The 20,006-nt window shown below is 62.1% G+C and carries 16 protein-coding genes; all 16 read left to right on the top strand.

Annotated elements, in window-relative coordinates:
• Positions 1 to 143: 143 nt before the first annotated feature.
• The 16 genes from CKA38_RS13070 to tssK all read left to right on the top strand — a co-directional run bounded on the left by CKA38_RS13070 (position 144) and on the right by tssK (position 19,927).
• On the top strand, positions 144 to 416 hold the full coding sequence (locus tag CKA38_RS13070) for an FmdB family zinc ribbon protein (protein WP_108825878.1): 273 nt from the start codon (positions 144 to 146) through the stop codon (positions 414 to 416).
• A gap of 3 nt (positions 417 to 419) precedes the next feature.
• Positions 420 to 1,109 carry a hypothetical protein gene (locus CKA38_RS15795; RefSeq protein ID WP_161554908.1) on the top strand — a complete coding sequence of 230 codons (690 nt, stop codon included), beginning with the start codon at positions 420 to 422 and terminating at the stop codon, positions 1,107 to 1,109.
• A gap of 58 nt (positions 1,110 to 1,167) precedes the next feature.
• The gene (locus tag CKA38_RS13065; protein ID WP_161554907.1) at positions 1,168 to 1,725 is read left to right on the top strand and encodes an FKBP-type peptidyl-prolyl cis-trans isomerase; all 558 of its coding nucleotides are present in this window, start codon (positions 1,168 to 1,170) and stop codon (positions 1,723 to 1,725) included.
• A gap of 178 nt (positions 1,726 to 1,903) precedes the next feature.
• Positions 1,904 to 3,568 (top strand): 4-alpha-glucanotransferase, encoded by a 1,665-nt coding sequence (gene malQ / locus CKA38_RS13060; RefSeq protein WP_236919036.1) that lies wholly within the window; start codon positions 1,904 to 1,906, stop codon positions 3,566 to 3,568.
• 23 nt (positions 3,569 to 3,591) lie between these two features.
• Entirely contained in the window at positions 3,592 to 4,200 is a 609-nt protein-coding gene (locus tag CKA38_RS15540) for a hypothetical protein (protein WP_152032868.1), read from the top strand.
• 29 nt (positions 4,201 to 4,229) lie between these two features.
• Positions 4,230 to 5,204 carry an ABC transporter ATP-binding protein gene (locus CKA38_RS13055; protein WP_108825876.1) on the top strand — a complete coding sequence of 325 codons (975 nt, stop codon included), beginning with the start codon at positions 4,230 to 4,232 and terminating at the stop codon, positions 5,202 to 5,204.
• Positions 5,205 to 5,822: 618 nt separating this feature from the next.
• Complete coding sequence (locus tag CKA38_RS13050) at positions 5,823 to 7,772, top strand: type VI secretion system contractile sheath domain-containing protein (protein WP_108825875.1); 1,950 nt, start codon at positions 5,823 to 5,825, stop codon at positions 7,770 to 7,772.
• A 105-nt stretch (positions 7,773 to 7,877) separates the two neighbouring features.
• Complete coding sequence (locus CKA38_RS15790) at positions 7,878 to 9,026, top strand: hypothetical protein (protein WP_161554906.1); 1,149 nt, start codon at positions 7,878 to 7,880, stop codon at positions 9,024 to 9,026.
• A gap of 2 nt (positions 9,027 to 9,028) precedes the next feature.
• Complete coding sequence (locus CKA38_RS13040) at positions 9,029 to 9,862, top strand: ion transporter (RefSeq protein ID WP_236919035.1); 834 nt, start codon at positions 9,029 to 9,031, stop codon at positions 9,860 to 9,862.
• A gap of 75 nt (positions 9,863 to 9,937) precedes the next feature.
• Entirely contained in the window at positions 9,938 to 10,237 is a 300-nt protein-coding gene (locus tag CKA38_RS13035; RefSeq protein WP_108825873.1) for a PAAR domain-containing protein, read from the top strand.
• 69 nt (positions 10,238 to 10,306) lie between these two features.
• Positions 10,307 to 10,942, top strand: coding sequence for a hypothetical protein (locus CKA38_RS13030; RefSeq protein WP_108825872.1), 636 nt, complete (start codon positions 10,307 to 10,309; stop codon positions 10,940 to 10,942).
• 407 nt (positions 10,943 to 11,349) lie between these two features.
• Positions 11,350 to 12,273, top strand: coding sequence for a hypothetical protein (locus tag CKA38_RS13020; RefSeq protein ID WP_108825870.1), 924 nt, complete (start codon positions 11,350 to 11,352; stop codon positions 12,271 to 12,273).
• 107 nt (positions 12,274 to 12,380) lie between these two features.
• A complete protein-coding gene (locus tag CKA38_RS13015) occupies positions 12,381 to 12,920 on the top strand; it encodes a hypothetical protein (protein WP_108825869.1) in 540 nt (179 codons plus the stop codon).
• Between the two features lie 121 nt (positions 12,921 to 13,041).
• Complete coding sequence (locus CKA38_RS13010) at positions 13,042 to 17,403, top strand: hypothetical protein (protein WP_108825868.1); 4,362 nt, start codon at positions 13,042 to 13,044, stop codon at positions 17,401 to 17,403.
• A 43-nt stretch (positions 17,404 to 17,446) separates the two neighbouring features.
• A complete protein-coding gene (locus tag CKA38_RS13005) occupies positions 17,447 to 18,391 on the top strand; it encodes a hypothetical protein (protein ID WP_108825867.1) in 945 nt (314 codons plus the stop codon).
• 168 nt (positions 18,392 to 18,559) lie between these two features.
• Complete coding sequence (gene tssK, locus CKA38_RS13000; protein ID WP_108825866.1) at positions 18,560 to 19,927, top strand: type VI secretion system baseplate subunit TssK; 1,368 nt, start codon at positions 18,560 to 18,562, stop codon at positions 19,925 to 19,927.
• The last annotated feature ends 79 nt before the right edge of the window (positions 19,928 to 20,006 follow it).

Below are 20,006 nucleotides of genomic sequence, written 5' to 3'. Positions count from 1 at the left end.
GCAATGCCGGCACTCCGGCAAATTTGCAAACGCCTATTCACACGATTCGCCGCGGCGCGAGTTTTCACTCGAAAACATTTTTGCGCACCTTCAAACACTCGGCTCGCATGTCGTAAAAAAATTACTATGAAAGGAGGTTTTTTATGCCAACCTACGATTACGTCTGTCCGAAATGCGGTTTCGAATTCGAGGCCTTCCAGTCGATGAGCGACAAGCCGCTCACCAAGTGTCCGTCGTGCAAAAAAACGGGCGTCAAGCGGCTTATCGGCCCCGGCGCCGGTTTTGTGTTCAAGGGAACGGGATTCTACGAAACCGACTTCAAAACAAAAAAAGGCAAGCCGCCCGTCGAGTCCGCGCCCAAGGAGACAAAGGCGTGCGAAAACTGCGCCTGCAAAAACGCCGGCGAATCAAAATAACGCGTGCCCGCGCCCGCCTCCCGATTCCCCCTCCTCCGGCCCGACGTCATCCTTGCCGCCGTCGCATGGATCGCGGGCGTCGCGCTCGCCTGCGTTTGCCTGGTGTTCAAGCCGGTCGTAATCATCGCGGGTGATTCGCCGGTGCCGCAAAACACACGCGAGGTTTATTACGCCCAAGGTTCAAGGGACCGCGTCAAGGGCGCGTCGTGGGTCCGCAAACGCACCGCGCTTCTCGTTGCCGCGCCGGGCGCAATCGCGTTAACCGAGGACGAGCTCAACACCTGGTTCGCCGCAAGCTCGCACATCCGGCAGGCTCGCCGCTCCGGAACGACCTCGCTCGCCACCCAACTCGACTTCCGCATCGACAACAACCTTCTGCAAGTGGCCGCCCCTGTCATCGTGCAAACGCCCGCCGGCAAACGAACGGTGCTCATGCAGATGCGCGGCAACTTTGAGCGCGTCGCGGCCAATCCCGACACCGGCATGCCAAGCGTGATCATGTATGCGCCGCGCGAGGCCCACGCCGGATCGCTGCCGCTGCACCGGATTCCCGGCGCGACTGCGTGGATCATTTCAAAAATACTCCAGACCCAAACACCGCCCGGCGAGGCGCTCGCGGCGTGGCGAAAAATCGATCGCGTCACAATCACGGGACGCGAGCTGCGCGTCATTATTTCCGGCGCGAGCGAATAAAATTGCTGACAGCCGGGGATTGACGCCAGAAACTGCGCCTGCAGAAAAACTTTACGACATGCGTTTGCTCAAATTACTTGCCGCCCTTTTGATCCTAGCCGCGCCCACCGCGCTCCACGCACAGCGCGAAAAGCTGCCGCCCGCCGATCTCGAATACGTTGAGAAAACATGGCCGGACGCCCAAATCACCTCCACCGGCATGCGAACAATCGTCATGCAAACCGGCACAGGTGAAAAAGCCGAGCGCGGCGACCGTGTCAGTGTTCTCTACAAAGGCATGCTGCTCAACGGAACCGTTTTCGACCAGACGCGCGGCGCCGATCATCCGTTCACATTCCGCGTCGGGCGCGGCGAGGTCATCGAAGGCTGGGAGGAAGGCATCCCGATGATGCGCGTCGGCGAAAAACGCCTCCTCATCATCCCCTTTGAACTCGGCTACGGCACGCGCGGCGATCCCCCGAAAATTCCGCGCCGCGCGACCTTGGTTTTTGAGGTTGAATTGGTAAAAGTCGTGAAACCCGATCCGGAAACCCAGATCGAGAAAACCCCGATTGCGCCGCGCAAGAAAAAGAAGGACGCCGGTCCCGTGACCAACGTCCCTCCGGTGAAAAACTGACGCAAACGCGCCTGCTCGCCGGAAGGCGCCGTCGGTGAAAAGCTCGCGTTTCGTCCGCCAAGCCGGAGCGCGCGAGGGGAATTGCGTCCGAAAAAACAAAACTCGATTCGTTCCGCCATCGCCTGTTTTATTCAGGCATTTCCTTTCGCCGTTCGCACAAGGAACCCTCCGTTTTCCGATGCCCGATTTCACCAACATCAAACATTCACCCGACGCCACCACGCCAATGGGAGCCGACACCTCCTCGCTGCTTTCCGCCAGCTCCGGAATAATCGCCCCGGCATCAGGCACGCGCGAACCGCTCTTCAACTGGCTCACGCAACGCGCGGCCGGCGTGCTCATGCACCCGACCTCGCTGCCGGGCGCGCAAGGCATCGGCGTTCTCAGCGACGCCGCCATCGACCCGTGGCTCGCGTTTCTGGGCGACGCCGGATTTCGCTACTGGCAGGTTTGCCCGCTCGGCCCGACCGGTTACGGCGATTCGCCTTATCAGTGTTTCTCAGCTTTCGCCGGCAACCCGTATCTCATCGACTTGCAGGTTTTGCAAAAACACGGGCTTCTCGACAGCGCCGACATTGCGCCGCTCGCGGACCTGCCCCGCGACCATGTCGATTTCGGCTGGCTCTACGTCACCAAATGGAAAGTGCTGCACCGCGCCTACGAAAATTTCAGTGACAAAACGAGACTCGCGCGCGCCGACTCCGCCCTTCCCTACGGTGATTATGACGAATTTCTGAAAAAGCACGCCGACTGGCTCGAACCTTACGCGCTCTTCCAGGCGCTCAAGGAACATCACAATCCGCTCCCGTGGTGGAGCTGGCCGGAGGAAGTTCGTTTCTACGACAAAGCGCGCGCCGCCGCCCTTCCTCGGGACGTTTTGGTCCGCGCCAAGGCCCACGCGTTTTTCCAATACCTCTTCTACGGCCAATGGGCCGAAGTCCGGGCCAAGGCCGCGCGCCTCGGCATCGAAATCATCGGCGACGCGCCCATCTTTGTCGCCCGCGACAGCGCCGACGTCTGGGCAAATCCCGAACTCTTTCAAATCGACGAAACCACGGGCGAACCGCTCGCCGTCGCCGGAGTGCCGCCCGATTATTTTTCCGCCGACGGACAACTCTGGGGCAACCCGCTCTACGCTTGGGAAAAACACGCCGCCACCGGTTACGCATGGTGGATTCGCCGCCTCGCGGTGAACTTCGAGCTGTGCGATGTCCTGCGCCTTGATCATTTCCGAGGCTTCGACACCTACTGGTCGATTCCCGCCGACGCGCCGACCGCCAAGACCGGCGAATGGCAGCAAGGCCCCGGCCTCGCCCTTTTCGAAAAAGTCCGCGCCGCCCTGCCCCGCGCCAAAATCATCGCCGAGGATCTCGGCGAGCTCATGCCCTCGGTCATCGAGTTGCGCGACGCCACGGGGCTCCCCGGCATGGTCATCCTGCAATTCGCCTTCGGGGGCAAAGCCGACAACCTCTACCTGCCGCACAACCATCATCACAACAGCGTCGTTTATCCCGGCACGCACGACAACGACACGACACTCGGCTGGTATCGCGCCGTCGGCAACGAATCCGCCGCCGACCACGTTCGCCGTTACCTCCGAGTCAACGGCAGCGAAATCGGCTGGGATTTCGTGCGCTCCGCCTACGCATCCGTGTGCAACCTCGCCGTCATTCCGCTGCAAGACCTCATGAGCCTCGGCAGCGAGGCGCGGTTTAACACTCCCGGCGTCGCCGCCGGCAACTGGCAATGGCGTTATACCGCGCAGCAACTGGAAAACGTGCACAGGGAAAGCGCGGGGTATTTGAAATCAATCGGCGAACTCCACGGACGAGTTGAGAAATAATTAAAAGTTAAACTATTAACTTCATGAAACACAATCGGCGGCTCCTCGTTTTATTTATTGTTGCAATAATCTCGGCGCCATTATCGACCGCCACCCTTTCAGCAAAATCAATTAAGATTCCGCCAACTGTGTTCAAAATTGTCGATGAAGATACAGGTCGCCCAATAGAAGGAATAAAGCTTCGATTACTCTGGTGTTATTCCCAGCCTAGATTCAGGAGCGGAATGGCCAAGAACATTTCAATGAAGAAATATTGTTCTGAGGATTATACATCTGATAAAAACGGAATGGTTTCCCTTTCGGGAAAAACCATTCACAGTTTCAAGTATGGCGATGTTTTTGAAACATATTGGGTTAATTTGTCGGAATATTTTAATGAATATACACTAGGAAAGGGTCACATGAACCTCTTCGACAAAGAATCCGCTCACAATCCCAACAAAACATATGGCGGCATAATTTTACACAGAACCAACCGGGACATTCACGTGAAATCGTATTGGGATATATCGAAACCAGGGAATGCTTTGGTTTGGCAACAATGGTTAAAACGTGACGCGTCTAATGAAACAGAAGCCATTGTTTTAAAATTACGTTTGCGTGATAATTCGGGAAGATTCTACCCATATTAAACAAACATAACCAAGGGTAATATTTCACAATGATCGAAGTCCGAAATCTCACGCGCGTCTTTCGCACCTATAAAAAGCGGCCCGGTTTTCTGGGCGGCATTTACGGGTTGTTCAAGCGCGACTTCGAGGAAATCGCCGCGGCGAAGGATGTTTCTTTTGATATTTCCGAGGGCGAGTTTGTCGGGTTTCTCGGACCCAACGGCGCCGGAAAAACCACGACGCTCAAGATGCTCTCGGGGCTCATTTTTCCGACGAGCGGCACGGCGCGCGTCGCCGGTTTCGATCCCACGCGGCGCGAGTCCGCCTACCGGCGCATTTTTGCGCTCGTGCTCGGGCAGAAAAACCAGCTCTGGTGGGACTTGCCCGCCATCGAGTCGTTTCAACTGCTCCGCCATATCTACGGGCTGCCCGCCGACAGCTTTAAAAGCACGCTCGACGAGCTCGTCGAACGGCTCGGCGTCGGCCACAAGCTCAACGTCATGGTGCGCGAACTCTCGCTCGGCGAACGCATGAAAATGGAACTCATCGCCGCCCTGCTCCACCGCCCGCGCGTCCTTTTTCTCGACGAGCCGACCATCGGGCTCGATGTCGTTTCGCAAAAAGCCGTCCGCCAGTTTTTGCGCGAATACAACCGCCAGCACAATGTCACCATCCTGCTGACGAGTCACTACATGGCCGACATCCAGGAGCTCTGCGACCGCGTGATCGTGATTCATCGCGGCACAAAAATCTACGACGGCGCGCTCGACCGCCTCGAGGCCGGTTCAGGCGCCCGTGGCAAAATCATAAAATTTCTCCCGCAACCCGGCGCGTTTCCCGAAAACTGGACGTCGCGCCACGGTAAGGCCGTGCGCGACGAGGACGGACACATCACGCTCAGTGTTCCCGCCGCGGACATTGTTGCCGTGTCGCAGGAAATCCTCACCGCCGGTGCCGTCGCGGACATCACCATCGAGGACGTCCCGCTCGAGGACGTGATCGCCGAGCTGTTCACCTCGCGGTAATACGATTTGCGAGATGTCTTTTGGTTTTTAACGGGTAGGGCGTGCTCGCCGAGTGCGCCGAGAACTACGGGAGGCAACCGCCCTGCCTTTGACGACGCCTAAAGGATGAATCCCATCCATAAATGGGATAACGCGAGGCAAGCTTTGCGGGCTTTTGGGTATTTCGGAAATTGAAATTTGCCCCGGCAGATATGTAACGCACGCATTCGCCTGCGCCGCGCCACAGCCGTGTCATTACAAAAAAATGCCAAGTTTGTAATTACCTTCCCATTGACGATATTTGCCCCCGGTAGCTTTTTTGCAGGAATCCCGCACCTGAAAAACCTCCACCGACCGTGTTCACCAATTTCATCAACACGCAATTTCATCAATCGCCACTTAGGGCTGCCACACGATGGAACTTCCCGACAGGGAAGCGGGTGGATGCGGCCCTTGCAGGGGGGCCGCGGGCGGCTCCCCTGCAGAATTTCTCACAATCACAAATCATTTACACTCCAATGACATAAACAAATCTCGACGACCTTAACGCAGCCCTTTAAATATGTGCGCAACCTAGGGGCCTGTTTTCCCAATAGTCTTTCTGCAGAGCGCCTTAAATCCACCCTTCCATCCATCATCATGAGCGACGACGATAAATCACTCGAAGACCTCCTCGCCGAACTCGGCGATTCCAGCGACGATTCAGCTTCCTCCTCCGCATCGGACGACACTTCACTCGACGATCTCCTAAAAAGTCTCGGCGGCGACGACACGCCCTCCGACGACAGCGCATCGAGCGACTCCGACCTCGACAGCCTTCTCGCCGGGCTCGGCGGTGATGACGATTCATCGTCGTCCTCAGATAGCGATACCTCGTCCGGCGGCGATTCCGATCTCGACAGCTTGCTCGCGGGTCTCGGGGGCGATGACGACTCATCCTCATCCGATTCATCGTCCTCCGATTTATCCGACCTGTCGTCGGACTCGTCCGATGACGACTCGCCTTCCGCGCCCGCCGCTCCGCCGCGCGAGGCGCCCAAGGCCGCCACCGGCTCCGGCGTGAAACCTTCACTCTCGGCCACGCTCGGCGTCCGTTCCGCGCCGAAGGCGCATCCCGGCTCGAAGCAACCGCTCGTCATCGCGCTGATCGGCGACTTCACCGGACGCGTCAGCCGCGGCGTTGTCGAGCCGCTCGCCGAGCGCAAGGGCTATCTCGTCGATCTCGATTCGCACGACGAGCTCTACGAAAAACTTTCCCCGACGCTCACCATCGAGGACCCCGGCGCGCCCGGCACCAAGGTCGAGCTCACGTTCAGCGAACTCGACGATTTTCATCCCGACCAGTTCTACAAAAAGTTCCCCGGCATCCAAAATCTCCGCACGCTGCGCCCGCAGCTTCTCTCGTCCGCCTCGCTCGCGAAGGCCGCCGCGCAACTTCAGAAACTTCTCGGCACACCGCTCCCGAAAGCCCCACGCCGCAGTTCCGGCGCGCGTCCCGGCGAGACCACCGAGCAAACCCTCGAGCGCCTACTCAAGAAAAAGCCCGCCGCCAAAAAAGCCGCGGCCCCGGCGGCAAAGGCATCCACGGCCACGCAGGCGGTCGAGGCGCTCATCAAGCAGGCCGTCGCCGACAACGTCGTCAAAAATCCCACCGCGCACCAGCAGCAACTCGTCGCCGCGCTCGACGCCGCGTGCGCCGTGCGCCTTCGCGCCATCCTCTCGAACCCGCGCTTTCAGACGCTCGAATCCGCGTGGAGATCGATCGACATGCTCGTGCGCCTTTTCGACGACGGCGACCGCATCAAGCTTCTCGTTTACGATGTCTCGAAGGAGGAAATCGCCTTCGACCTCACCAAGAACGGCGACAACCCGACCGAGACCGAGCTCCACAAAATGATCCGCGACACCATCGCGGAAAATCAGTGGATGGCCGCGTTCTGCATGCACACCTTCGGCGATTCGCCCGACGACCTCGAGCGCACCAAAAAGCTCGCCGCCGTCTTCGCCGCGAACCAGACGCCCATCATCGCCGCGGGGCATCCCTTCGCGCTCGGTTGCGCCAGTTTCGCCACGCAACCCGATCCCGACAACTGGACGAAAACAAAGGACACCGACATCGGCGCCGCGCTCAAGGCGCTCCGCGAATGCCCGGGCTCCGCCTACCTCGCGCTCGCCATGCCGCGCGTCCTCATGCGCCTGCCCTACGGCAAGACGACCGATCCCATCGCGCCCTTCCCCTTCGAGGAAATCGAGTCGCCAGACCAGCACGAGCAATACCTTTGGGCGAGCCCCGCGGTGCTTGTTGCCCGCATGTATCTCGAGCGATTCAAGCAAAAGGGCTGGGGCATGGACCTCGATGCGGGCGAAACGCTCGGCGACATTCCCGTTTTCCACTTCAAGGAAAAGGGCGAGTCGAAGATGATGCCCTGCGCCGAGGCGTGGCTCACCGAGCGCGCCGCCGTCGCTGTTTCGAACGCCGGATTCATCCCGATTCTCTCGATCAAGAACTCCGACTCCATCCGCATCGGTCGCATCAACTCCATCTCCGTTGACAACGCGCCCCTGGCGCTCCGCGTGCCGAAATCCTGAACCAACGACTCGCATTGTCTTAAATCGACTTGAGTCGATTTAAGACGGCGCATGGCGCGGCAGCGCCCAATCCAAAATCCGCAATCCAAAATTCAAAATCGCCACATGGGCTTTTTCTCATCAGTCGCCGACAATCTTTTCGGAGCCGCCACGCCTCCGTGCGTGTGCCCCGTGAAGATGCTCGACCAGTTGAAAAAACTCATCCCGATCCTGCCCGACCTTCCCGAAATTCCCATCCCCAAGCTCGACCCGCTCACGCCCATCGCCACCGCCGCCCCCAAGCCGGCGAACAACTTCATCCGCTCGAGGCTCGACATCATAAACAAAATGCGCGTGCCCGATGTGATCGCGCGCCTGCCGCTCGACCATATGAGTATCGGCCGGATGGAAAGCATACCGCCGGTCATCCGCGCCTTCGAGCAGGCCACCGGCGTCAAAATCGACGACCCGTCATTCGAAACAAAAATGCAAGGTTCGCTCCTCGGCCTGGCGAAGATTCCGCTCGCCGTCCCCACGCTGGCCACGATGCCGCCGCCTCCGCCTCCGGTCATGCAAAAAGTCTCCGCCGTCGTCACGCAAATGCGCATGGCCAAGGCCGACCTCTCCCTCAAGCTCACCCCGCTCGACCCCTCCGCGCTTGCCAAGGTTCGGCTCGCCGCGAAAGCCGTCGCCATAATCCCGCCCTTCCCCATCGATCAGCTCAAGCCGCTCGCCCCGCTCGCCACCGTCGCGCGCCTGGCCACCGCGATGGGCGTTGATTTGAAAAAACCCGGTGGCGTCCTCAAGCTCGCCAATAACCTCACGCTCATCGCCAAGCTCCCATCCGAGCCGCCCGCGCCCGCCATGGCCGCGCTCCCCGCGATGATGCAGGTGCTCAGCATCGCGCAAACCAACGCCAACGTTCTCCACTATTTTAATCTCGACCTCGCCAATCTCACCCCGCCCAACTTCATCGCCAAGATCGGCGTGCCCTTGCAGCCCTTGGTCGAATTCGGCAAAAACATCGCCGAGGTGCTCACCCCTGCGCAGGCTGCCAACGCGCAAAGTTGGGCGGCGGCCTCGCAGTTTTTTCCAGCGCTCAGATTGATGGAGACCGTCAACCTCGGGCGCCTCGACCTCACTCCGCTTTGCGACGTGCCGCCGCTGCCCAATTTCGGGCCCATAAGCTCCGCCTTCACGCTCGGTGAGGCCGCGAAAAATGCCGTCGGCAAAAAAGCCGCCTCCAAAAAATGCCCGCAATGCCCGCTTGCATGAACATGATCTCACAATTCTGCCGCAACTTGATCGCGCGAACGACCTTCGAGGTCGCCGTCGCCATAATCATTTTGGCGAACTGCTTTTTAATAGGCCTGAACACCTATCAATTGCAGCTGCACGACACCATTCACAGGATTCAAAACATCATACTCGTTTTGTTTACCATCGAGTTCGTCATCCGTTTTTTCGCACGCACGAGCCTCAAGGAATTCGTCACCTCCGGCTGGAGCATTTTCGACTTTTCGCTGCTCGTCATCAACTACATCCCCGAGACGGCGTTCGACAACGGCCTCTCGCTGCTTGCGTTGCGCGTGCTGCGTGTTTTCCGGGTGCTCCGCCTGCTTCGTCTTTCCTCCGAAATCCGCCTCATCGTCAGCGTGCTCCTGCGCTCGCTCCGCTCGCTGCTCTGCAACGCCGTCGTGTTTTTTGCGTTCATGTATCTGTTCGCCATTCTGGGCATCTCCATGTTCCGCCTGCCCGAGCCCGCGACCCTGCCCCCGGAAAAAGCCGCCGCCTACGCGCAGCTCGTCGAAGTCGCGCCGCCCACGCCATCCTGCTCGCCCGACCCCTACGGCACGCTCGGCGAATCCATGTTCACCCTTTTCCGACTCCTTACTGGAGAGGACTGGACCGACATCCGCTACAACCTCGTCAAGGCCTCCGAATACGGCATCATCCATGTCAGCCCCCCTGTCGTGACCGGCTTCCACGTCCTCTGGTATGTCCTCGCGGCATTCCTTCTGCTCAACCTCTTCGTCGGCGCCGTCCTCACCAACTACCAAACCATTCTGGAGCAAACCAAACAGAAGAAAAAAGAAACCTCCGCGCGCTGATTTTCTTAATTCACATTTTAAAACACGACGACACACTCTCCACTAGCCAACGCGACCTTCAGCCTTTTTCCCACCATGCCATTTGCCGCACGACTCACAGACATGCACACCTGCCCGATGGTGACGCCCGGCGTGCCGCCCGTCCCGCACGTCGGCGGTCCCATCACCGGCCCCGGATGCCCCACAGTCATGATCGGCAAAATGCCCGCCGCCACCGTAGGCAGCTTATGCACCTGCACCGGTCCCCCGGACAGTATCATCAAAGGTTCCGCAACAGTCATGATCGGCAAAATGCCCGCCGCGCGCATGGGCGACAACACCGCGCATGGCGGCGTCATTACGCTCGGCTGTCCCACCGTGAACATCGGCGGCTGACATCCACACCCACGCACCAAACTCCGAACCACAGCCCTTCAGCCTTTCATTCCTTCAGCCCTTTTTCTCATGCTCCCTTCCAACCACGTTTTTGTTCCCATCGACGCCGCGAGCGCCGGTCAGCCGTTGCGCGTTTGCGTTGTCGTCAACAAAAACCCGCCGGCAAGCACGACCGCGCCCGCCAGCCCCTTCGTGCTCCTGCGCTCCACGCTCGACGCCCGCGTTTACCTCGGAGCCGTCCTCGACGCCACCGGCCAGCACCGCGAATGGCTTGAAATCTGGATACAAACCATCGCGCCCCTCGCCGCCGCCGAATTCAAAACCATCGCCGGCAACGATCCCCTCACCAACGCCATGCTCGACGCCCGCTGGGACGTGATGACGCGCACCTTCATCGAGGCCGATCCCGCCGCGTGCATCCAGACCGGCGGCGAGCAACAACACCCCCGCCCCGCCTACATCGATCTCGACGCGCTCGCCCCCTGGCATCCCGCCGCGCCCGAGAACCAACCCTACACTCTCGCCACCGACGACGCCGAACTCCTCGCCGCCGGGCTCCCCGCCTTTTCCAGCACCACCACCCGCCACTGGCGAGCCACCGCCCCCGACGGCAAACCGCAATTCATCCCCGCGCCCCTCACATCCGAGCAACTGAACACCCACAGCGCCAAACTCCAAGCCCTCCCCAAAAACTACATCCCCTAAACCCCGAAAGCGGTTTAACATTTCTCCGACGCCTCGCCCCGATCGCGCTCGACGACTACGCCGCCTTCCTCGGCGGACGCCCCTGGAAAGGCAACGCCAGCGCACGCGAAACCTATCCGCTCGACGCCCCGCTCCGCGCCCTCTCCGATTGGGACGCCGCCCAGCAACACGGCCTCCACCTCTTCTCCACCGCCGGTGGCCGCTGCGGACGCTTCATCGAATCGCTCCACCTCAAACTCTCGCTCCTCCACCAGGCGCTTCACCACGCCCGCGCCGCCATCAAGCAACGCCAGCTCCCCTACCTCAACCTCTCCGCCGACTCCTTCCGCGTCGCGCTCGACGCGCCCGACACCACGCTCCCCGCGCTCTGGACCGCGCGCCTCGTCCCCGTGCGCGTCGGCCAGTCCATGGCGCTCCCCATCAAGACGGCCGATGTCCGCTACTTCATCGCCCTTGAGCAACCCTCCGCCTCCGTCTATCGCCCCGCGCACATGACGCAGTCGATCCGCGGCTTCGGCGACGTGCGCATCCGCCGCGTCTTCACTGACACCGGCGACCGCATCTGCGTCGAAGGCACGCTCGTCACGCCCGACCGCGTCGGCCACTCCGCGTCCGACATTCTCTGGCTCCGCCTCCCGCTCCCCAACATCGCGCTCGACCTCTTCGCCCGCCTCGACACCGCCGAGGGACTTGCCGCCGGCGAAGCCCGTTTCCGCACCATCCCCCAGGATCTCGCGCCCGAGATCAACGAAATGCTCCGCAACACAGAAGGCGCCGTGTTCCCCGACACTCCCTTCGAGACAATTCCCCTCCTCAGCGCGCCCGCCGACCTCTACTCGCTCGCCGTCCTCGGCGCGCTCCTCCTCCTCGTCAATTCCGGCAACACGCTCGGCGTCGCCACCGACGACCTCATCGGCTACGCCCGCAAGCTCGGTCAGGAAGCCACCAAACCCGCCGCGCCCGACACCGTGCTCGAACCCTTTGCCGCGCGCGCCATCCAAGTCGCCGAGGCCGACCCGCGCATCCGCGCCGCGCTCGGCCCGCACCGCCTCGCCTACGACGGCGTCACCGCCGAGGACGCCGCCGCGTGGGTGCCGCCCGACCTCTGGTGGCACATCATCGGCACGCTCGCCCGCCTCATCCCCGGCGCCGGCCCCGACAGCTATTGCAAGGACTACGGCGACGCCTCGCCCTTCAACTTGGAAAAAGCCCTCGACGCCCCGCTGCGCGACCTCGGCAACCTCCTCCTCCGCACGCGCGGCCTCATCATCAGCGACTGGACCAGCAACCGCGAAGTCGCGCGCGTTATCAAAAAAGTTCACACGACTTAAATCGATTTAAGTCGAATCACCGTTTCACCTTTAAAATTTGAACTCTGAAATCTGAAATTTATTCCGCATTCCGAACTCCGCATTCCGCATTTCCACCACATCCATCAATGAATACCAAAAGCATCCTATCCATCATCGCGGCGCTCAGCGCGCTCTTCATCGCCGGTTGCGGCAGCACGCCGAAACCCGTTGCCCACGAGATAAAAATCACCGTGGACAAGTCGCTTGAAAACACCTCGCTGCAAATCGACATCATCGGCGCCAACGCCGTCTCCGACCTCCCCAAGTGGCAGTCGTATTCGATCACCGACTACTGGCAGCCCGGCAACGCCACCCGCCGCGACACCGACCGCATCACGCTCGACTACGGCCGCGGCAAACCCTCCGCGCAAACCGTCGCCGCAACCGACGCCAAGTGGAAACGCTGGCTCGACCAGGGTGCGAGCAACGTCGTCATCATCGCCGATCTCCCCGGCATCGCCGCCGACCGCGGAGGAGCCGCCGACCCGCGCCGCCTCATCCTTTCCCTCGACGCCAAGGCGTGGAAGAAGGACAAAAAAGCCCCCCTCGAAATCCTGGTTCAGGAAAGCGGCCTCCGCATCCTCACCCCGCCGGCCACGGAAAAGAAAGGCTTCAAGCTCTTCTAATAAATTTTCGATTTTCGATTCTCGATTTTGGATTGGGAGCTTCCGCTCCATTTCCAATTTCGAGCACGCGCGGTAGCGCGCAATCGAAAATCGAGAATCGAAAATCGAAAATTCCTCCCCCATGTCCGGCAAAACCATCAACGGCTACACGCTCGGTGCTGAAATCTCCAGCACCGCGAGCGCCACCGTGCATTTTGCCGCCACCCCCGAAGCCCCTGACAAACCGCAGGGGCTTGTTTTCAAAACCTACGCCACCGACCAGCCGCCCGGTCCGCGTCGCGCCGCGCTCTTCAACGCCTTCCAGTCCGCAATCGAGGCGCAGCAAGCCGCGCACGCCAAGGCCCCCGGCCGCTGGGTCGCCGTCCGCGCCACCGGCCTCATCAAGGCGCCCCCGAAAATCCGCGGCATCGACAACCCCGCCGTCACCGCCGCCTACCTCGTCACCGATTATTATCCGCGCACGCTCGCACGCATCATCGACGCGCGCCTCGAACTCGACCTGCGCGCCATCCATGCGTTCACGCGCGGCGTGATCGACGCCCTCGTCGCGCTCGACGCCGCGGCGGGCCGCTCCCACGGCGCGCTCACCGCCGGAAACATTTTTATCGGCGGCAACGGCCCGCTTCGCAAATCCCCCATCCTCCTCACCGAACCCGCGCCCCTCTCCGGCGTCACCCCGCAGCAAGCCCGCGTCGCCGACAACCGCGCACTCGGCACGCTCATCGCCACGCTCATCCGCCGCCGCCAGCACACCGGCTGGCCTATCGAGGACGGCCCCGAATGGACATCCCTCGGCAAACACAAACGCGCCTGGCTCGACTTTTGCAATTACCTCCTCGACCCGCACCCCGCGCCCGAGGCCGCCACGCTCGATGAGCTGCAACGCCGCTTCGCCAAGCTCGGCGGACGCGGCATGCGCACCCGCACCAAAATCCTCATCCCCGTCGCCGCGCTCCTTGTCCTCGCATCCCCCTTCGCCGCGCTGCGCTTCGCCCCCTTCGAAAAAATCCCCGAGTCACTGCAAGAGTTCGCCATCAAGCTCGGCAACCTTCCACCCGACGTCGAGGAAGTCCCGCCCGAGTTCGCCCAGCTTTGCGACATCTGGTATGACTGGTTCGGCTCCCTCTGCGCCGAAGCCGGCAACACCAGAAACGCCGGCCGCTGGGGCGCCGATCCCTGGCTCCGCGAACACGTCCTCGTCCACACCACTCCCGAGGCCCGCGCCGCGCTCGACCCGCGCGTCCTCACCGACGACAACCGCAACCTCGAAAACCTCCGCGCCAACCCGCCCGAGTCCGCCAAGCGAGGTCTCGTTGTCCGCCGCGTCAAGCAAGCCCACGCCACGCTCGAAAAACTCGCCGGCAGCTTCGTCGAGTGGCCCGGCGCGAACACCCTCGCGCAAACCGCCGAGCGCTTCGAAAAACTCGGCCTCGCCGCCGCCGCCGAGGAACTCCGCGCGCCCGAGTTCATCAGTCTCCCCTCCATCAACTCCGGACGCCTCCCCGCAAACATCACCCGTCGTCTCAGCACCCTCGAAACCGCCGCCGATGCCGAGCGCGCCTGGGCCGCTACCTCCCAAAAACTCGACACCCTCGACTCAACCAACGACCCCGTCCTCAAAGGCCTGCGCACGCGCGAAATCGCCCGGACCGCCGCCGCGCCCCTCGCCGGCATCCCCGCCAAACTCGCCGAAACCGCCTCCGCGCTCGACGCTCGCGTCGCCTTCGTTCGTGTTGATTGGGCCGGCAACATCGGACGCCAGCGCTGGCTCGCCGAAAGTTTTGTCCGCAACCACACCGGCCCCGCAACCGACGAAACCCTTGCGCGCTGGGACTCCGAAATCCGCGACTACTACATCGTCACGCCCGACGAGGATCCGCGTCGCGCGCCCGCGCTCGACACCGCCGTCACCGCTGCCGACACCGCCCTTCGCAACCTCGCCAACGAGGAAGCCAACCTCGGCAGCGGCACCGAGGTTTCCGCCCCGCTCGCCCGAGAGCAAACCGCGCTCGCCGCCGACCTCAACACCCTGCGAGCCGAGCAAGTCCTCAAAAAAGACATCCCCGTCGCGCGCGAAAAAACCACGGCCCTGCAAAACCGCTACACCGCGCTCGCCGCGCAAATCGCCGCCGCACTGGACGAACTCCACCCCGACCCCGTCGAATGGCTCGCCCGCATGCGCGCCGCCAACGTCGGCCCCAGTGCCGTCCTCAACGCCGAATGGGCGCGCCGCCGCGAAACGCTTCTCACCGACATCACCGCCGACCGCCTCGCCGCCAACGAAAACGCCTTCCGCGACCTCCGCACCCGCGTCCGCCAAACCCGCGAATTCCTCTCCGGCCTGGACGGCCCCCAAGTCGCCGGCGGTGTGAAACCGACCGACCTGGCCAAAACGGACCCGGCGATCACCGCCCAAACAAACGCGGCTGACGCGGCGCAAAAAGAAGAGCTGTTCACAAAACTGCTCGCTGAAACGCAATGGACGGCAAACGGAACGCCCGCCCAAACGCTTGCGGAATTTGCCGCCACAACCGCCGTTCGCGGCAACACCGAAGCGCTTGCTGCATGGCGCGAGGCAGCGACCAGACTTGCCCACGAACTCCAAGGCCTTCAATCCGCGCTAAACCAGGGTTACGCATGGAATGAAAAAATCGGCGCGACCGACCAGACACTCGGCGACAACTTCGCGCGCGCCTCGACAAATGTCACGGCCTCCACGGTAACCGCCGGGGGAAGTCCCTCGAAAATATTCGGGGAATGCAGGCTGATTCAATCCCTCCAAAACGAAACCAACCGCGCCACGCTTGCGCAAACCGCGGCATCACCCGCCTCGCTCAGTGTCCCGCTGTCGGCATGGCGGCGTCTTGACGCGCTTCCCGACTGGCCTGCAAGCGTCGAGGAACTCGATACTGAAAGCACATTGGAAAAAGACCTGATTGAGCATATCGAAAAATCACCAGCCTTCTTGATACCGCCCAACGATTCATCATCGGACGAAAAACAAAAAACGGAAGCATACCTGGCCGAGTTGAAAGCCAAACGCCTCGCACTTATCACCGACGCCGCTCCAAAACGCTGGTGTCGCGGCTACGCGCAAATCCCCGTCGAGCACACGCCCGACGTCATCGCGCGCATGGATGCCTTCGGCGTGAAACCCGAGGACCTCACCGGACTCGACCGTTTCGACTACCTCCTTGCGCAAGCCAAGCAAACCCGTTGGGCGCGCCTCACCGAAACCGACGCCCGCGACCAGCGAAACACATTTGTCACCAACGCCCGCGCCGCGCTTTCCGGCAGCTCCGATCATTCCGCACTCCGCACTCCGCATTCCGCATTGGACGGCTTCCTCACCGAAGCCGCCGGCATCAACCTCGAACCCACCGGCGAGCGCACAACCCCCGCCGACATCGGCCCCGGACGCATCGGCTGGACGGGCGAGTTTTCCGACGACATGCGCGCCGCCACCTACCGATGGACCGACCTGCGCGGCAACGAGCACATCCAAAAATACCTCCTCGTCGAACCCGAGGCCGGCGTTCCATTCTTCCTGTCCACAACGGCGGTATCCGTTGGCGAGTTCATCGCGCTCATCGAAGGCCGTCCCGAGGGCCGCGCCGTGATCGACGCCATGCCCGCGTGGATTGCCGATGTCTCCGGCGGCATCGACACCGACTTCCGCCCCGGCCCGCAACCCTGGCGCGTGCTCGCCCCGCGCCGCCTCACCGCCACGCGCCTCAACGACTCGCGCATGTCGCTCAACACCCGCTGGCAGGCGTTCCTCGACCCGCGCTGGCCCGAGCCCTATTACGCGCCCGGCATTACGCCGCCCGCGCCGCCGACGCCCAACGCCCCGATGCAAAACCTCCCGCCCGCCGCCGCCCGTGTATTCACGGAACGGATACTCGGCGCGCGCCTCCCCACCACCGAGGAATGGTCCGGCATCGTCGAGCTCTTCGCCGGCAAACTCGCGCGCCCCGACGCCCCCGGCGCAAACTTCACCGACGCCACCTGGCTCGCCCAGCGCGACCACCTCGTGAAAAACGGCGCGCTCTTCGAGTTCCCCTGGCCCGACTCCGGCGCCTACGCGCCGCCCGGCTCGCCGCCCTCGACCGTGCAAACCCATTCCACCGCCCCCGCCTACGCACCGCAACAAAACGACGGCATGCTCTGGTTTGCCGATGTGAACGCCGACGCCGCGCAAAACGAGACCGGCTTCGCGCATCTCTTCGGCAACGTGGCGACCCTTCTTCACGATCCCCTCGCCGCCGCGGGCGGCAGTTATTCCGTGGCCGGCGGCTCCGCCATTTCACCCGCCACGATCGACCCGAAAAAAACCTATCCGCTCCCCGCCGAAAGCGAAGGCTACGCCGACATCGGCATCCGCCCCGTCTTCGACGCCTCCAAATCCATGATCATCCGCGGCCAGCTCATGATGCTCCTCCGCAAACAACCCTACGTCCGCCAATCGGCCCGATCAGACTGATCCACCAATTCCGCATTCCGAAATCCGCACTCCGCATTTTACTATGACAACACCCACCTCCACCGCCTCAAACTCGCAGCCTCTCACCGACGCGCCCGCCTGGGCCGCCGCTGCAGCCACGCGCCTGCGCTATCTGCAAGCCAACTTCGCCGACGATCCCGCCGAAAGCCGCGAGGCGTTCCTCGAGGACGAACTCAAAAAACTCCTCGATCCCGTCCCGCTCGGCAAGCGCCAGCTCTACCTCGACACGCTCGCGGAAAAATTCCCCACATGGGAATCACTCTCCTCCGCGCCCGCTGTCGCCACCAAGGCCGCCAGCGAGGAGCGCACGCCCGACGAAGTCTGGGCGCTCTTCCTGAAAACGCTGCCAAAGTTTTCCCTCGAGCAACGCGAAACGATCAAGGCCCGCCTCGCCGACGCCGGCTTCGTGCGCGTCTCCGGCGACTCGATCGACGGCAGCTCCACCGCCGACATCGTTGAAAAACTAAAAATCCCTCCCTCCGACAAAATCGACGGCTCGCGCCTCGGCAAACTCTACGCCGCGCTCGCCGAGTTCGCCATCATGACCGACCAGCTCGCATGGAACGTCTGGAAGGGCCTCGCGCCGAAATCCACCATTCGCCGCGACGGATCAGCCGGCGACCTGCGCACCGCGCTCCGCCGCTCCACGACCGGCGACCCCGAGGTTTCCGCCGCGCAAATCGCCGCCCAGCTTGAAAAAAACCGCCAGCTCATCGCCGGCCTCATCGCCGCCATCGGCCCCGCGGGCAAGAACTTCACACGCCGCTTCCAGTCGCGTTATTCGCCCGAGGCCATCCGCGACATGGTCAAGCTCGAAGGCGCCTCCGTCTTCGGCAACGCCGACGCCCGCAACTGGAAAAAATACACCGAGCTCGCCCAGGAAATCAGCGAGGACACCATCCAAACCGACATGATGGACGCCGTCGCCAAATACGCCGAGGAACTCATGAAAGGACAAAACCGCTGATGAAATGCGGAGTGCGGATTTCGGAATGCGGAATGAAAAAACCACAAACCGACCGCCCCGCCGCTTGCGTCTGACACTCCGCATTCCGCACTCCACATTCCTCATTTCCCCTCCATTCTCAAAGCACACAAACAACCCAAAACCTCAACCACGCATACCATCTCCCAAATGAGCTTAAACATCCATTGGCACGAAGGCCTTTTTCTTCAACCGCACCACCTCCAGCGCCTCCAGCACGGCGTGCTCGCGCAAAACCAATCCGACCGGCGCCTCTCGTGGACGCACCCCTACGGCATCATCGAATCGAAACTCTCGCTCGACGACCTCGCCAACTTCCGCGTCCGCTTCGACAAGCTCCACGCCGTCATGCCCAGCGGCCTTGAGGTCAACTATCCCGAAAACGCCGAGCTGCCCTCCATCGACCTGAAACCCCTCTTCGCCGGCAGCGGCGCCGTGTTTAACATCTACCTCGGCGTGCCGCTCTGGAAGGAAGGCCGCGCCAACTCCGGCGGCGAGTCGCCCTCCGAGCAACCCGACGCCACCGCCAAGATCATCTACCGCGTCGAGGAAAAAACGCTCGCCGACGAAAACACCGGCGACAACTCCAAGCCCCTCCTCATCCGCCGCCTCAACGCCCGTTTTGTCACCGACGACGAGGACAAGTCCGACCTCGAGCTCATCCCCGTGCTCCGCCTCGTGCGCGGCGTCGGCGAGCAACTCGGCCAGCCCAAGCTCGACCCCGAATACGCCTCGCCCTGCCTCTTCCTCACCGGCTCCGCCACGCTCCACAACATCGTGCGCGACCTCGTCAACCAAGTCGAGGCCTCGCGCCAGGAACTCGTCATCCAGATCAACCGCGGCGGCTTCGCGATGGACACCCTCCGCGGCGCGCAAATCGAGCAAGTCCTCCGCCTGCGCACGCTCAACCACTACAGCGCGCGCCTCACCACGCTGCTCACCGCCGCCAACATCACGCCCTTCGACTGGTATCTCGAACTGCGCTCGCTCCACGCCGAGCTTTGCGGCCTGCATCCCGACAAGGACGATTACGAAATTCCGCCCTACAATCACGAAAACCTCTTCAACGGCTTCGACCAGCTCAGCACCAAAATCCGCGCCCTCCTGCGCGGCGCGGTCGCGGCATCGTTCCTCAAGGTTGACTTTGCCACCACGCCCGAAGGGCTCGAGGCCACGCTCACCGAGGAGCATTTCACGCGCCCCGTCGAATACTACCTCGCCATCAAGTCGAAGGAGGACCCGCGCCAGATCGCCCCGATGATCGAGGACGGCAACCGCTTCAAACTCATGCCCAAGAGCATGGCCAACCGCGCCGTGCGCGGCGTCGAGCTCAAGGAGGAACGCTTCCCCCCGATGCAGCTCCCCGCGATTGGCGGCCTGAGTTTCTACCGCCTCAACCGCGCCGAAAGCGCGCGCATCTGGCAGCAACTCCAAACCGAAAAAGTCGCGGTCCTCCGCTGGCCCGACCAGGAAAAATCCGACTTCCAAGTGGCGCTCTACATGACACTCGCCGACTAATCTGAATGCGGAATGCGGATTTCGGAATGCGGAATGAAAAACCGCAAACCACCCGCCCCGCCGCTTGCGTCCGACATTC

The sequence above is a fragment of the Ereboglobus luteus genome (assembly GCF_003096195.1).
Classification (GTDB): Bacteria; Verrucomicrobiota; Verrucomicrobiia; order Opitutales; family Opitutaceae; genus Ereboglobus; species Ereboglobus luteus.
This window is presented reverse-complemented; position numbering and strand designations above follow the sequence as displayed.

Bases quoted from the DNA above. Each gene is read 5' to 3' on its own strand.
- CKA38_RS13070 (WP_108825878.1), top strand. From the start codon at position 144: ATGCCAACCTACGATTACGTCTGTCCGAAATGCGGTTTCGAATTCGAG.
- CKA38_RS13065 (WP_161554907.1), top strand. From the start codon at position 1,168: ATGCGTTTGCTCAAATTACTTGCCGCCCTTTTGATCCTAGCCGCGCCC.
- malQ (WP_236919036.1), top strand. From the start codon at position 1,904: ATGCCCGATTTCACCAACATCAAACATTCACCCGACGCCACCACGCCA.
- CKA38_RS15540 (WP_152032868.1), top strand. From the start codon at position 3,592: ATGAAACACAATCGGCGGCTCCTCGTTTTATTTATTGTTGCAATAATC.
- CKA38_RS13055 (WP_108825876.1), top strand. From the start codon at position 4,230: ATGATCGAAGTCCGAAATCTCACGCGCGTCTTTCGCACCTATAAAAAG.
- CKA38_RS13050 (WP_108825875.1), top strand. From the start codon at position 5,823: ATGAGCGACGACGATAAATCACTCGAAGACCTCCTCGCCGAACTCGGC.
- CKA38_RS15790 (WP_161554906.1), top strand. From the start codon at position 7,878: ATGGGCTTTTTCTCATCAGTCGCCGACAATCTTTTCGGAGCCGCCACG.
- CKA38_RS13040 (WP_236919035.1), top strand. From the start codon at position 9,029: ATGATCTCACAATTCTGCCGCAACTTGATCGCGCGAACGACCTTCGAG.
- CKA38_RS13035 (WP_108825873.1), top strand. From the start codon at position 9,938: ATGCCATTTGCCGCACGACTCACAGACATGCACACCTGCCCGATGGTG.
- CKA38_RS13030 (WP_108825872.1), top strand. From the start codon at position 10,307: ATGCTCCCTTCCAACCACGTTTTTGTTCCCATCGACGCCGCGAGCGCC.
- CKA38_RS13020 (WP_108825870.1), top strand. From the start codon at position 11,350: ATGGCGCTCCCCATCAAGACGGCCGATGTCCGCTACTTCATCGCCCTT.
- CKA38_RS13015 (WP_108825869.1), top strand. From the start codon at position 12,381: ATGAATACCAAAAGCATCCTATCCATCATCGCGGCGCTCAGCGCGCTC.
- CKA38_RS13010 (WP_108825868.1), top strand. From the start codon at position 13,042: ATGTCCGGCAAAACCATCAACGGCTACACGCTCGGTGCTGAAATCTCC.
- CKA38_RS13005 (WP_108825867.1), top strand. From the start codon at position 17,447: ATGACAACACCCACCTCCACCGCCTCAAACTCGCAGCCTCTCACCGAC.
- tssK (WP_108825866.1), top strand. From the start codon at position 18,560: ATGAGCTTAAACATCCATTGGCACGAAGGCCTTTTTCTTCAACCGCAC.